Annotated in this window: 15 protein-coding genes; 13 read left to right on the top strand and 2 right to left on the bottom strand. The window is 37.8% G+C overall.

Features of this window, described 5'->3' with window-relative positions; genetic code table 11:
• Window positions 1-45: 45 nt before the first annotated feature.
• A complete protein-coding gene (locus ACFSX4_RS13090; RefSeq protein WP_377775631.1) occupies window positions 46-837 on the bottom strand; it encodes a MurR/RpiR family transcriptional regulator in 792 nt (263 codons plus the stop codon).
• 121 nt (window positions 838-958) lie between these two features.
• On the opposite strand from ACFSX4_RS13090, the gene pfkB reads away from it, so the two are divergent.
• Genes pfkB through ACFSX4_RS13075 form a run of 3 tightly spaced genes read left to right on the top strand, consistent with a single transcriptional unit; the run spans window position 959 to window position 4709 of the window.
• The gene (gene pfkB / locus ACFSX4_RS13085) at window positions 959-1891 is read left to right on the top strand and encodes a 1-phosphofructokinase (protein ID WP_377775629.1); all 933 of its coding nucleotides are present in this window, start codon (window positions 959-961) and stop codon (window positions 1889-1891) included.
• Between the two features lie 2 nt (window positions 1892-1893).
• Entirely contained in the window at window positions 1894-3783 is a 1890-nt protein-coding gene (locus tag ACFSX4_RS13080) for a fructose-specific PTS transporter subunit EIIC (protein ID WP_377775627.1), read from the top strand.
• The gene (locus ACFSX4_RS13075; protein ID WP_377775625.1) at window positions 3780-4709 is read left to right on the top strand and encodes a tagatose 1,6-diphosphate aldolase; all 930 of its coding nucleotides are present in this window, start codon (window positions 3780-3782) and stop codon (window positions 4707-4709) included. The genes ACFSX4_RS13080 and ACFSX4_RS13075 overlap by 4 nt, the downstream gene beginning before the upstream one ends.
• Window positions 4710-4736: 27 nt before the next feature.
• On the opposite strand, the gene ACFSX4_RS13070 is transcribed toward ACFSX4_RS13075, so the two are convergent.
• Entirely contained in the window at window positions 4737-5795 is a 1059-nt protein-coding gene (locus ACFSX4_RS13070; protein ID WP_377775623.1) for a nitric oxide synthase oxygenase, read from the bottom strand.
• 240 nt (window positions 5796-6035) lie between these two features.
• Between ACFSX4_RS13070 and ACFSX4_RS13065 the strand changes: the two genes are divergently transcribed.
• The 10 genes from ACFSX4_RS13065 to ACFSX4_RS13020 are packed head-to-tail and all read left to right on the top strand — an operon-like array spanning window position 6036 to window position 14761.
• On the top strand, window positions 6036-8015 hold the full coding sequence (locus tag ACFSX4_RS13065; RefSeq protein ID WP_377775621.1) for a PRD domain-containing protein: 1980 nt from the start codon (window positions 6036-6038) through the stop codon (window positions 8013-8015).
• Window positions 8005-8466 carry a PTS sugar transporter subunit IIA gene (locus ACFSX4_RS13060; RefSeq protein ID WP_377775619.1) on the top strand — a complete coding sequence of 154 codons (462 nt, stop codon included), beginning with the start codon at window positions 8005-8007 and terminating at the stop codon, window positions 8464-8466. Before ACFSX4_RS13065 ends, ACFSX4_RS13060 begins: the two co-directional genes overlap by 11 nt.
• Window positions 8467-8477: 11 nt before the next feature.
• A complete protein-coding gene (locus ACFSX4_RS13055; RefSeq protein ID WP_377775617.1) occupies window positions 8478-8753 on the top strand; it encodes a PTS sugar transporter subunit IIB in 276 nt (91 codons plus the stop codon).
• Between the two features lie 16 nt (window positions 8754-8769).
• Window positions 8770-10128: a PTS galactitol transporter subunit IIC gene (locus tag ACFSX4_RS13050; protein ID WP_377775615.1), complete on the top strand. Its 1359-nt coding sequence runs from the start codon at window positions 8770-8772 to the stop codon at window positions 10126-10128.
• Between the two features lie 11 nt (window positions 10129-10139).
• Window positions 10140-10358, top strand: a complete 219-nt coding sequence (locus tag ACFSX4_RS13045) for a hypothetical protein (RefSeq protein WP_377775613.1) — start codon at window positions 10140-10142, stop codon at window positions 10356-10358.
• A 4-nt stretch (window positions 10359-10362) separates the two neighbouring features.
• A complete protein-coding gene (locus tag ACFSX4_RS13040) occupies window positions 10363-11283 on the top strand; it encodes a 1-phosphofructokinase family hexose kinase (protein ID WP_377775611.1) in 921 nt (306 codons plus the stop codon).
• Window positions 11283-11927: a class II aldolase/adducin family protein gene (locus ACFSX4_RS13035; protein ID WP_377775609.1), complete on the top strand. Its 645-nt coding sequence runs from the start codon at window positions 11283-11285 to the stop codon at window positions 11925-11927. The genes ACFSX4_RS13040 and ACFSX4_RS13035 overlap by 1 nt, the downstream gene beginning before the upstream one ends.
• Before the next feature lie 42 nt (window positions 11928-11969).
• Window positions 11970-12770, top strand: a complete 801-nt coding sequence (locus ACFSX4_RS13030) for a Cof-type HAD-IIB family hydrolase (protein WP_377775607.1) — start codon at window positions 11970-11972, stop codon at window positions 12768-12770.
• Complete coding sequence (locus ACFSX4_RS13025) at window positions 12767-13378, top strand: histidine phosphatase family protein (protein ID WP_377775605.1); 612 nt, start codon at window positions 12767-12769, stop codon at window positions 13376-13378. Before ACFSX4_RS13030 ends, ACFSX4_RS13025 begins: the two co-directional genes overlap by 4 nt.
• Window positions 13379-14761 carry an FGGY-family carbohydrate kinase gene (locus ACFSX4_RS13020; protein WP_377775603.1) on the top strand — a complete coding sequence of 461 codons (1383 nt, stop codon included), beginning with the start codon at window positions 13379-13381 and terminating at the stop codon, window positions 14759-14761. It abuts the gene before it with no gap.
• The last annotated feature ends 21 nt before the right edge of the window (window positions 14762-14782 follow it).

The following is a 14782-nucleotide window of genomic DNA, read 5'->3' as shown; positions in this document are numbered from 1 at the left end:
AGTGTAAAAACGGGGCTGTTTTCAGTCCCGTTTTTTAATGGCGAATTAAATATGCTGATTCTTTTTATAACGTATTACATATGAATCAAGGAGTATTCTGCTCAATACTTGAAGCGGCAGACGTGAGCGTACTTCATATTCCGGAAAATAGCTCTGCTCTGATTTATAGCCGAGAAGAATAATATCTGTCAGAGAATACAGATGCCCGTTTTTGTTTGTAGTCAACAGTATTGTTTTAATATTGTGTCTGTGGCATATTTCTGCTGACTCGACAAGTTCTCCGGTGTTGCCACTGAGAGATATAAAAATCACCAGGTCATCTTTTCCAAAATAATTAGATTTCAAACGAATAATATTCGGGTCACTGTGCATTTCACAGTGTTTATCCAACAGCTGTAATTTTGTTGTCATCTCTTCTGCAATCATTTCTGAGAAGCCCCGTGCAAAAATAGTAATTTTCCTGCTGTAGTTAATCGCTTCAAGCGCATCCTCAATAATCACCGGACTGATGAAACTCAGTGTATTTTCTACTTCCTCCTTATTCTTTAATATTGCGGTCTCTATCTGTTTATCAATATTTTTAAAATTTAATATGTCATCTTTTCCTGCATCGGAATTCTCTAAAGTAATTTTAAATTTAAAATCCGTGAATCCTTTGTACCCCAGCTTTTTCATGCATCTGACAATTGTAGATGTTGAAACATTGGACTGTTCACTCAGTTTTACAATGGAAAGACTGTTTATACTGCGTATATTCTTCTCAATAAAATCCACTAAAAATTTTTCGCTGTCGCTTAGATAATCATGTTTTTGGAGTACTCTTTGATTAAAGTTCATATATTCCTCCTGATATTGTAAAAGTTTTTCATGTTTTTAAGGTAATTCTATAGATTATTGAAAACATTTTCATAGTTCTCTGACTCATAATATAAGTATAGAGGATATGAGGTGAATAATCATGATATATACGTGTACGATGAATCCTGCGATTGATCTTTTTGTTGAAATGGATACATTTGTCGCAGATGAAGTGAATAGAAGTAAATACGAAGAATACCAGCCGAACGGCAAGGGTGTGAATGTATCCCTGATTTTAAAGCAGTTGAACATTGAATCCACGGCACTCGGATTTTTAGGCGGTTTCTCGGGTGATTTTATAAAGAATGAACTTGATAAAATCGGTGTGAATAATGCGTTTGTCGAGGTGGACGGTATTACACGTATTAATACATTTGTTCAGTCTGAAAATGGAGAATTTAAAATTGTAAATCAGGGTCCGGTGATTGATGGAGATGCACAGGATATGTTAATCAGCACGCTCCAAACACTCACTGATGAAGATGTCCTGTTTGTCAGCGGCAGTCTGCCGCGCGGAGTGGACCATTCGATATTAATTCAGATTGCCCAATTATCGAAAGCACAGGGATTTAAACTGATATGGGATATCAGCGATCCGGTTTTAAAAGACCTGGTGAAGTATCGGCCGTATTTGATTAAACCGAATATCGATGAGTTCCGGGAGATTTTCTTGGAAGGCAGAAAAACCGGTGAAGGTGAAATGGTTGAAGCGGCTGAATCGCTGATAGATGAGGGTGTCGAAAATATTATTATTTCAAACGGCGGCAGCGGTGCATGGCTGATTAATGAAAATATAGTGATTGAAGCAGATGCGCCGGAAGGGACAGTCGTCAATACAGCCTGCTCAGGAGATACTTTACTCGCAACATATTATGCAGTGTTTAAGCGGACCGGTGATGAGAAAGCTGCTTTGAAAGAAGCGGTCGCAGCGGGTTCATCTACAGCATTCAGGTCAGGTCTCACTGATTTTTCAGATGTCAAAGCGTTAATGTCAGAGATTAATGTAATAGATCATAAAAGAACAGAGGTGTAGATATGAAGTATAAAATATTAGGGGTTACCGGCTGTCCTACGGGTATTGCACACACGTTTATGGCTGAAGAAGCATTAAAGAAATCTGCAGAAAAATACGGAGTGTCGATAAAAGTAGAAACACACGGTCAGCAGGGTGTACAAAATAGTTTTACACGCCAGGAAATAGAAGATGCGGAAGTCATTATTGTCGCAGCAGATAAAAATGTAAATATTGAAAGATTTAACGGTAAAAAAGTGATTAATGTACCGGTCGCAAGAGGAATGAAAAAATCAGATGAGCTCATCGAGCAGGCATTAAACGGTGATGTTTCTGTATATCGTACAGATAAATCAAGTGTGGATGAGGAAACTTCTTATGGTTTAAAACAAAGCATCTGGCGGCAGATATATGTTCATTTAATGAATGGTGTATCCCATATGATACCGTTTGTTGTTGCGGGCGGTGTCATGATTGCAGTGTCATTAATGTTTGGTATTTACTCTGCAGATCCAAGTTCGGATCAATATAATGCATTCGCTGCACAGCTGAATACAATCGGTGGTGTCGCGATGGGACTGATGGTACCGATACTGAGTGCCTATATTGCACAGTCGATGGCAAACCGGCCGGGTCTTATAATTGGTTTTATTACAGGTATGATTGCATTCCAGAATGAAACAGGATTTTTAGGCGGGATTGTCAGTGGTTTCCTATCCGGACTAGTACTGATTGCCCTCGGTAGAGTATTTCAAAAACTGCCGAAGCAGCTGGACGGCTTAAAATCTATTTTCTTGTTTCCTGTACTGGGGATTTTTATTGCGGGACTGATTATCTGGTGGCTGTCTGTACCGATGGAAGCAATCAACCAGACAATGATGGACTTTATCGCTGGTTTCCAAGGATCGAATCCGATTATTCTCGGTCTTTTAATCGGTTCAATGAGTGCGTTTGATATGGGCGGCCCTGTCAATAAGGCGGCTTATGTTACAGGTACGGTTCTTCTCGCACAGGGAAATTACGCGTTCATGGCCGGAGTATCAGCGGCATGTATTGCACCACCCCTTGCGACAGGTTTCGCAGTATTATTCGGCAGAAAGTATTATCCGCAGAATGAAAGAAGTGCAGGGCTTGTGAACTTCCTTCTCGGGTCCACACATATTACAGAAGGTGCTATTCCATTCGCAGCGAAAAGACCGTTGACCATCATTCCAATTCTGATGCTCGGTTCATCTATTGCGGCGATATTAACTTATTTATTCGGTGTTGAAGTACCGGCACCGCACGGCGGATTTATTGTACTGCCGGTTGTTACTGGTGCATTGCAGTGGATTCTTGCTATTCTAATCGGTTCGGTAGTTGCGGGTTATTTGATGAGTCTTGATCAGAGACGTTCTGTAAGAAAGATGGAGAATAGTGATTTAAAAACTGATTCCGAAAACGTACCGGAAGGTCACGTGAATAATGATTCTCTCATTACACCGTCCCGGATTTTCCTGGATCAAAATTTAGAAGATAAAGAAGCTGTACTAACTTTTATATCAGATATGGCTGTAGAACAAGGCATTGCTGCTGACAGCAGGGCTGTACTTGACGGCTTTAATCAAAGAGAGGAACAGGGCAGTACCGGCATGGAGAACGGAATAGCTATCCCGCATGTTTCAAATGAATCAATCAACAAACCGGCAGTGATTGTAGCACGTTTAAATAATGGTGTAGAGTGGCCTGCAATGGACGGTAATGCAACGACATTTGTTATTTCAATACTTGTTCCTGAAAACAGTGGCAGTGAGCACCTTAATATTCTTGCGGATATCTCAAGAAAACTAATGGATGAATCACTCGTTGAAAGATTAAAACAATCGAATTCTGAAGAAGAAATTAAAAATATTTTACTTGGAGTGGAATCATGAAAAATTTAGACAGATTAACTGATAATCATATTATTTCAGCATTGGCAATTGATCAGAGAGGTGCGTTAAAACGTATGCTCGGAGATGTTAGCGAAACTGACATCAGCCGGTTCAAAGTTTTAATTTCAAAATATTTAACACCTTATGCAAGCTCAATATTACTTGATCCGGAGTACGGACAGGATGCTGCCGGTGACAGAGATTCTGAATGCGGCTTATTAATGGCATATGAAAAAACAGGATATGATAAAACGGAGCCGGGCAGACTGCCTGATTTACTGGACGAATGGTCTGTCCGTGAATTAAAGGATAAAGGCACTGAAGCAATCAAACTTCTTGTGTATATTGATCCGGATGAAGAAAGAGAAATTAATATACAGAAAGAGAGTTTTATTCAGAGAGTAGGTTCTGAGTGCCGGGGTGAAGATATACCGTTTTTCCTTGAAATCATCACATACGACAAAGATATTGAAGATGCGAAATCCAGAGAATTTGCAGAGAAGAAGCCTGGAAAGATACTGAAAGTGATTGAAGAGTACGGCAAAGAGAAATACGGAGTGGACGTGTTTAAAGTTGAAGTCCCTGTGAATATGAATTATGTTGAGGGGTACTGTGAAGACCCGGTATATACAAAAATAGAGGCTCTTGCACACTTTAAAGAACAGTCGGATGCTTCAGGCGTTCCATTCATATTCCTGAGTGCCGGCGTGACTTCGGAAATGTTCAATGAGACATTAAGATTTGCGAAAGAAGCAGGCTCTCAGTTTAACGGTGTACTCTGCGGCAGAGCTACATGGGCAGGCGCGGCAGATGCCTATCATGAAGGCGGATTTGAAGCGGTTGAGGAATGGATGAAAACGACAGGTACAAAAAATATTCAGACATTAAGAGAAGTAGTGCAGGAATGTGCGTCACCTATTAAATAGAAAAAATCCCGGATTTCCGGGATTTTTTTAATGGAACGGACATTTATTTTCGTTTTTTCTGTATAAAAAGTTTGGTGAACGCATTGTATTATCGTAGCCCTGATGGTAGTTGTGAACTAAAGAGGGTGACAGAGGCGGTGCGAGCCAGCTCCACTTGCCGGTTACTTTCCGGTCTTCACGTAATTCCTGCCGCTCAAACTGTTTAAATTGTTTGGATGCCGTAATATGGTCAACGATTGAAACACCTTCATTTTTGAATGAGTGATATACGGCATAGTTAAACTCCACCAGTGCCCGGTCCCGCCAGTAAGTGGTTGTGGAAGAGGTATCAAGATTAAAAGATTCAGCAATCTCACGAAGCTTGTTGTAGCGGTACTCATCCGTGAAATTCCGTACACCGATTTCAGTCTCCATATACCACCCATTGAAGGGGGAAGTATGATAATACAAACCACCGATTTCTAAATCCATATTGGAAATAATCGGTACAGCATACCATTTTAAATTCAGTGATTCCAAACACGGATAATCATCGTGTCTGATAGGTACTTCTTTAATGATATTTTTGTTCAGTTCATGATAAGTTACAGGTGAATGAGGAAACTTATAAATTAACGGAAGTATATTAAAATCATCCGGTGAACTCTGCCAGCCGATATGACGGGCAAGGTTGGTTGTTTCTACAGACTGCGGATCACCCGCTTCACTGTATCCTGCGTAGCGGATCAGCTGTTCGTTGTATATTTTAATATCATTTGAAAAAATTGAAATCATCGGCTTAATCTTACCGTTGTTTGTAGTATCATCTATATGTTTTTCAATTGATTGAATAAATGACGCTTCATCATCAATATGTCTAAGGTCTCTGACCTCTAAGTTATTCCAGAATAATCTCCCGATGCACCGGTTGGAATGCCGCCAGGCAGTTTTCGCACCGAAAATCAGTTCTTCTGTTGTGTGAGTGTAAGTTCCGTTTTCTCTAATTTCATCTTTAATCTCTTTTATCCTCTCATGTGCAGCTGAGGGATCAAATTCAAGCTCCTGATGCATGTGATTAATAAAACTTTCCGCTTTTTCAAATAGCATAAATACACCTCTTTAATATAAGTATAAATCCCCTGTATATGATAACAATATGATATTCGAAAAAATTTATGAACTTTATCGGTATATAGAATCTAGTTACCTCTCTAAATTTTTAGATTACATTAATAAGGTACGTCCATCACAATATAAAAAGTATCATAATATGAGTTGTGATGAATGGTAAGTTTGGTCGGAATATTCTGATTTATAATATAAGTGTGCACAAATGGGGGGAGCGGAATGAATAAAAAATTGGAAAAAATAATTGGGAATCTTATTATGGAAGATTATATGATTATTGGCGACTTATCAGAAAAATTTAATTTGGATACCACCAGTATGATTCACTCCATTGATGAGGTGAACAGTAATTTCAAATCGGAAAAAGTGATTATTTCCAATAAAATAATATACATTCCGTATGAGTATAAAGTAGATGTAGCGCAGTTATTTCATATTCCCATTTATGAAGTGACGCCTATATACAAGCCGCAGGTCAGAAGGGATATTTGTTATTTAAAGATAGCTTTGTCAAATGATTATTTGTCTCTGGATGAGCTGGCTGAACACTGTTTAGCAAGTAAGAATACATTGACAAATGATATTAAAGAAATTAATAAAAGCTTAAAATTTAAAAATGTTTCAGTTGAATACTCCAGAAAAAACGGATTTGTGATTGATGGTGAAGAATTAAGTATACGTGCAGAAATAATCAACATCGTTGACCGTATGTTTATTTATCAGAACGGGCGTAATTTACTCGAAGAAAAAGCCATAAAAGTTAAAGATGACTATTTTCTTCTTACAGAAAGAATTAGAAGTATGGAAGAAAAGACGAACATTACTTTTAGTGATGAGTACCTTTCGAAACTGCCGTATTTAATTTTAATAATGATTAAGCGTTCTGAAGTCATCAGCAGTACTTGGGATTTATCTATAAAATATCAGGATCTAAGTAATACAACTGAATTTAAAGAGATTGAGAATATTCTCTGGGGATACCCGGATTTATCCAGACAGGACATCACTTATCTGGTCATGGTTTTCCTGGGAGCAAATCAGCTGAATTTGAAATCAGAACTTTTTCCTGAAAGTGAAGTCAAAAATTTCGTAGATTTTATCATTCTCAAACTGGAAGATAAGCTGGTATTGAATTTTAAAAATAGTGAATTTGAAAGAAAACTGCTGGCACATTTAAATCCGGCACTCATCCGAAAAAGGCTGGGGCTGACATTAGAAAATCCTTTAAAAACAGATTTTATTAACAGATATTATCCGGTCTATGAAATCGTGAGAGAAATTGTCTGTCAATATGAAAAGAACAGTTTGAGTGAAGATGAAATTGTCTATCTTTCAATGATTGTTCTTGGACATATGTACTATGTAAACAATGATGAGTATCGTAATAATGCTGAAGTCAGTGCAGCAGTAGTTTGTCACAGTGGAACTTCAATTTCAGAACTGATGAATGTCCAGCTCAAAGGTATGTTTCCAACGATTAAATTTCTCGGAACATACAGTGAGAGAAGATTTTACAGTGAGGTACCCAATGCAGATATTATTTTTAGTACAAAACCATTAAAAACAACAAAGCCGATATTTATACTGAAAAATTTGTTCGATGAAAATTCCCGGGATGTATTTAAAAAGAGAGTACAGAAATTTATATTATCTGATCCTCAAATTAAAACAAATCAGCTTATGAATTTTTTATATGATGTGATTCCAAAAGAAAAGTTTGAACAGATTAAAGAAAAAACACATATTTTCTTCGAAGAAAATGAAGAAAAATCTGATCAGCTTGAAAAACTAATCCAGGATTATCAAGTGAATTACACAGAGTCTTTAAATATATTTCAAATGACGGAACAAGGTCTCAATCAGCTGATAGAAAGGAAGTCAGCAACGGAGAACTATAAACAGGAAACGATGTCAGTATTCAGAGAACGGTATGAAGTGATGGTCATAGGTCCAAATGTATATCTGCCTCATGCACATTATGATGACGGGGTATTAAAGGAAGATTTTCAATTATTAATTGATAAGACAGAGGCATTGTGTGTGCTTGTGCTTTCTCCTTCAAAGGACAACAAACATGTAAAAAAACTACTTCATTTAAATTCTTTATTTACAAATGAAAATTTTATGAAAAAACTTTTCAACTCAAATATAGAGAATGTAGTAGAACTTATTGAAGGGAGTTATAGAAATGACTCATGAAAAGTTATTTGATAAAGAATTGATGATGCTGGATGCAAATTTTGAAAATCAACGTATCTTATTCAAAGAGGTGTCTAAAGATTTACTGAAAAAAGGGTTTGTAACAGAAACTTATGCAGATGCATTAAATTTAAGAGAAAAAGAATTTCCAACCGGATTAGAGACAGCACATTGTAAAATTGCAATTCCACATACTGATGTTAAACATGTAAAAAAACCGTTTATCTATCTGGTAAAGCTGGACGAAGAAATTGTATTTAACAATATGGGGGATATGAGTCAAAGCTTTGGGGTTAAGGCTGTACTCTTTTTAGGTATTAAAGAACCGGCAGAACAGATTAAACTGCTTTCAAAACTAATGGAAAATTTCATTGAGAAAAGTTTTTCAGACTTAATATTTGAAGAAAAAAACAAGAATGAATTGGAAATAAAACTAAATAATTTTATCTAGGGGTGTAGATTATGAAAAATGTAATAGTAGCATGCGGCAGTGGAGTCGCAACAAGCCAGACGGTAGCTTCGAAGATTCAGAGAATACTTGAAGAAAATAATGTAAGAGCAAATGTTGAAGCGGTGGACATCAAATCAATTGAAAGCTATGTGAAGACTGCGGATGTATATGTATCAATCACAAAAAGTAAAAAAGATTACGGTATCCCGACTATTGACGGTATTCCATTCTTAACAGGTATGAAACTGGAAGAAGAGAAAGAAAAATTGATTAATATATTGAAATAATAAAGTGGGTGAAACGATGGAGTTTTTACAAAATTCTGTTCAATTTATATTGGATATGGGTGCACCGGTATTTGTGCCTTTGATTATGTTGGTAATTGGTTTAATAGCAAGAATGAGATTTAAAAATGCATTAAGTGCAGCAATTATTTTTGGTGTCGCATTCTCAGGAATGAGTTTAGTTGTTGATTTCATGCTTTCATCAATCAGTCCGGCAGCCCAGTCATTCTCGGAGAATACGGGAATTAATCTTAATGCGGTCGATGGGGGATGGACATCAGCTGCGGCAATTACCTGGTCATGGGCCTGGGCGTTTCTGATGTTTCCAATAACGGTATTGATTAACCTCGTTATGCTGGCATTCAAATGGACCAAAACATTGAATGTTGATATGTGGAACGTATGGGGGAAGGTTTTTACTGCTATTTTAGTAACATTCATTTCAGGGAATTTGGTTCTTGGATTTATAGTGGCGAGTATACAAGTCATTATTGAACTGAAAATTGGAGATATATGGGGAGAAGAAATTGAAGATCTAACGGGTATCCCGGGAGTTACTGTTCCCCATCATATGACGATTATTGCTTCGCTGCTCTATCCAATAGATAAATTAATGGATAAAGTACCTTTCTTGAACAAAAAAATGGATGCCGAGGCACTGAGAGATAAAATCGGTGTATTTGCAGAAAATCACATCATGGGTGCAATTATTGGTTTTCTTCTGGGCCTTGCGGCGGGTTATGGTGTACAGGATGCTTTAGTTCTCGCTATACAGGCAGCAACAGCGCTAACTTTGTTTCCAATGGTGTCAAAACTATTTATGCAGGCATTATCACCAATTTCAGATGCAATATCAGAGTTTATGAAGAAACGTTTTGAAGACAGAGAAATATTTATTGGTTTGGATTGGCCGATACTCGCCGGAAGAAATGAAATATGGGTATCAGCAATTATATTGATCCCAGTATTACTGGTATTTGCTATTGTACTTCCTGGTAATCAGGTTCTGCCTTTTGGGGGAATCATTAACCTTTCAATAGTAGTCGGTGCCTTACTTCTAACACGCGGCAACCTGGTCAGAATGGTCATCTATGGAATTATTACAGCACCGGTATTCCTGTATATATCGACATATTTTGCGCCGCATATTACAAGACTCGCGGATAGTACAGGAGCAGTAAATATTGAAGAAGGCAGTCTTTTGACATGGAGTACGATAGAGAACGGTGAATTTAAACTTGTATTTGCTAATGCTATGGCTGGTGAATGGTGGGGTATAGCAGGTGCTGTAGTGTGGATCGGTTTATTCGTAATATTCTATTTCGGCAGAAAGCGGGATAATGTGCGTTATTTTAAAGAGAAGGCAGAAAATAATTAAGGAGTGGAAAAATGGATAACATTTTAAAATCAAAGACTCTTTGGATATTCATGGTAGTACTTGCAGCATTACTAATGATTATTGGATTTTTCACTAGAGATTTAACTATGTGGGGAATTGCTTTCATCATCAGCATAATGATTCGGTTATATGCCTATGATCTTTTATTCGGGAATTATAAAAATCGCCTTGAGAGTCTCAGAGGCAGGCATGGATCAGTAAAGGGGTGATGATGTGATATATACCATTACATTAAATCCTGCAATTGATCGAATTATTCGTTTGAAAGAAAATCTGCAGCTTGAACACAATAATAAAACGAAACAGAAGTATATTGATCTTGGTGGCAAGGCAACACATGTATCAGCAATATTAACACAGCTCGGAACTGATAATTTAGCCATGGGTTTTTACGGACAAAATAATAGAGATGAACTTGAAGTGATATTTGATCAGTATAATATGGACCATGATTTTCACGAGATTTCAGATCAATCTACCAGAGAGTCGACAGTTGTTATAAATAACAGCGGAGGCAGTTATATGATTACAGAAGAAGGACTGAATGTCAGTGAAAATGATATTGAAAAACTGTACAGTAAAATTCGGGAGAAAGTTAAAGCAGATGACATTGTAGTAATAGCAGGAACACCTCCGAAAGGTTTTTCGCCCCGAAATTTGGTGGAGCTGATTCAAATTTTGAAGTCCAGACAAGCATATATTGCTGTTGATTTATCAAAAGAATATCTAGAAGAGGCAATTAAAGCAAAAGTGAATTTTATTAAACCGAATGAACATGAATTAAATGAAGTCTACACAGGCAGCTCATCGGTTGTAAATAAATTCAAAAATATTTCTAATGAAATCGAGGATGTGCTCTGCACACTCGGTGAAAAAGGTGTTCTTTTCGAAGAAGGCGGGAAAGTTTATCAAGCAATCCCGCCAAGTGTTGAATTGAAGAGTGATACAGGTGCAGGTGACGCTTTTGTTGCCGGTTATATTGATGCCCTCAGCCGGGGGCTTGATAAATTTGAAAGAATCAGGTTTGGTATACAGGTTTCTGCCAGCAAAGTACAGCAGTACAGCAGTTGTTTGATTAACATAGAAGATTTTGAAGAGATTAATAAAAATATTCAAATCATAGAGGTGAGTTAATGTTATATCTTGAAGAAAGAAGAAAAATGTGTGAAACAGTAAAGACGATGTTCGACCGGTTTGAGACTAACGCGGCTGGAGGGAATCTAAGCTTAAAAGTGAATGATGAGCATTTTATTATGACACCTACATTGATGTCTCAAAACTATTTATGTGATTTAAGCCCATTTCAAATTCTTGTCGTTGATTCAGATTTGAACATTATAGAAGGTGAAGGCAGACTGACGAGAGAAATTAATATGCATATGGCTGTTTACAAACAAAATCCTGAGATTAAAAGTGTCATACATGCTCATGCTAAAGAGTCGATGTTTTGGGCATCATTAGGAAGGGATATGCCTAATATTACTGAGGCGACTCAGAAACTCGGTGAGATTAAATGCCTGGATTATGAGCCTGCTACAACTCCGGAACTTGCTGAATCCGTCAGAAAATATGTAGAGCACAGAAAAGGAGATATTCCACTCGCTGTTCTTCTTGAAAGGCACGGTTTAATCGTGGCTGATAAATCATTGGAAAAGGCATATGACATGGTTGAAAGGCTCGAGTATAATGCTGATGTTGCATATAAAATGTGGGTTCTTTCAAAATTAGGGGAAGAAGTTGGCTTTACTAAAGATTACGCTTATAATACGGAGGAGTAAATAAAGAAGCGGTGGAACTGCTGATTAATATTGGAGGACACAATGAAAGAATGGTTAATTGCTTTTGACATTGATGATACGTTAATAACAGATGAGGGTAAAACTAGTACCCGGTTAAATAAACTGCTTTTGGAGCTTCAGGAAAATAATACGTTATTATTTTCTTCCGGCAGACCATATGAATCGATAAAATCTATTGTTGAAACCATTGGACTGGACTTTGAAAAAGTTTATATTTGTGCTTTTAATGGATCATTATTGATGAAAGGGAACGATGAAATTTATTCTCACAGTATAGACGGGGATGATATTAATAAAATTGCCTGTTTTTACCGTGATAATCATTTGTACGTGCAGAGCTATGATGACGGCTTAATACTGTTTGAAGAACCGAATGAGTATACAGAGCTTGAAAAAGAAATTACTCAGCAGGATACAAAACGTGTGGAGGATATTCCTTCATATAAAACAACAGTCCCTAAAATGATGGGGGTGGGCCATGAAACGAAGGTCAAAAAAGCATTTGAAATCATACCTGCAGATTTAAGGAGTACATTTCATTTTACAATTACTAAGCCCTTCTTTCTGGAAACGATGGCCAAAGGTATATCAAAGGGCGAAGCGATTGAGTATTTTATAAAAAATGAGTTAGTGGGTTATGAAAGGACAATGGCATTCGGCGACAGTTACAATGATATTGAAATGCTTCAGCAGGTTAAATATTCAGTGTCAGTTGATAATGCAGTGGATAAAGTAAAGGAAGTCGCAGAGCATACAACGAAATCCAACAACGATGACGGTGTGTACTGCTATTTAAATCATTTTATAAGGGGGATGTCATGACGTTATTTTATTTTGTGAGACACGGAGAGACTGATTTTAATGCGAATGATAACGCGTACTGCGGCAGGAGTGATGTGTCTCTGAACGACCTCGGTATTAAACAGAGCAGGGCGATGGCAGCACAGTTAGAAGATATCCGTTTTGACCATGTATATGTCTCACCACTTGAGCGCGCAGTCCAGACAGCATCTTTTGTATCCGATGATTTTGAAGTGGATGAAAGGCTGCTGGAAATTGATTTCGGTAATTGGGAAGGTCTGAACAAGCAGCAGATATCAAAAAAATACAGTGAAAACTGGAATGACTGGCAGACAACAACGACAGGTGATGTGGCTGCGGGTGAGACCGGTGAGACAATGATTGAGACTTTTGAAAGAATTAATGACTTGATTAAAGCGTTAAATAACCAGCATCCTGACGGTAAAATACTTGTGGTTGCACATAATACTATTATCCGTCTCCTGTTTACAGGACTGATTCAGGGCAGATGGTCGTCATACAGAAGTTTTAAATGCGGCAACACTTCAATTTCAGTATTGAAATATACTAAAGATGATTTCGAATTTATTACTTTAAATGATAATCATCATTTGAAAGGGGTCCTGTAGTTGCCTGTTTTTATTGGACTCGATTTAGGAACACAGGGAGTAAGAGCGACTGCAGTTGATGAGAACGGTGCACTGGTATTTGAAAGTGATATGAAGTTTGATTCGGACATGATTCAAAATGAAATCCAGGATATAAAAATCTGGGAAGAATATATTATAGTATGTTTAAAACGTTTGAGTGATGGAATTGGCAGAAGGAATGATGAAATTCTTTCGATCAGTGTGACTTCAACCTCCGGGACCGTTTTTGCGGTGGATTATCAGTTTAATCCGGTATTTAATGCAGTCATGTATCATGACCGTAATCATAGAATACAAAAAAACAGCTTATTGAATGAAAACTATCCTGCACTTGAAAAGATGCTTTGGATTAAAGAGAATAATGAATCCGGAAGCATATATAAATTTTTGCATGCGAATGATTTTTTAATTCATATATTAACCGGCGAATATGTGACGGATTATTCGAGTGCTTTAAAAAGCGGCTATGATGCAATCAATGAAAAGTGGGCTGGTGCAGTGACGGATCATCTTTCTTTGAGTGAACTGCCTGAAGTTAAGTCTCCCGGTGAAATCGTGGGCATAATTTCTAAAGACATGTCGAGCGTGACCGGGTTACCGGGGAATATCAAAGTGGTGCTCGGCATGACAGACGGATGTACAGGACTTTTGTCCACAGGCTGCAGTTCCCCGGGAGAATGGTGTACCACCATTGGTTCTACATTGGTAATCAAAGGAATTTCCGAGTCGCATATCAGTGATGATATATTTTACAGCCACAAACACCCGGAAGGATACTGGATGCCGGGCGGCGCCTCAAATACCGGGGCAAAATGGGTATCGGTATATGGCTTTGAAGACAGTCTGCAGGAGCTGACTGACTATGCAGGCAAAAATATGCCTTCTGAAACTTTTCATTATCCGCTGACAGGCACCGGCGAAAGATTTCCTTTCGAGAGTGACACTATTCAACGAATCGACTGTTCGACAAATAAATACGATAGTTTTCTTGCGGGCATGGAGGGCGTGGCATTTATTGAGAGAATGGCATATGAAAAGCTCCAGGAAACATTCGGTGTCCGGATTGATAAAATTTATACATCAGGAAGTGCCGGTAAAAATAAGGTGTGGAACACAATCAGAAGTAATATTTTAAATCGTCCGATCGTGCCGTCGAATAACAGAGGCAGCAGTTTCGGTGCGGCTGTGATTGCGGCCGGTGCCGTATATTATAAAGACATCCAGGAAGCGAGTATAAATATGGCATCAAATGACCGGGAAGCGCTAATCAGTCATTTTGAGTACTCAAATATTTATAATGAGAAATATGAAAACTTTAAAGCGCTGCTTGAACAACATTACGGCCAGGGTTTTAAAAAATAAAAAGATGCAGGGACCTTTCAT

This window comes from Corticicoccus populi, from assembly GCF_042686195.1.
GTDB lineage: Bacteria > Bacillota > Bacilli > Staphylococcales > Salinicoccaceae > Corticicoccus > Corticicoccus populi.
This window is presented reverse-complemented; position numbering and strand designations above follow the sequence as displayed.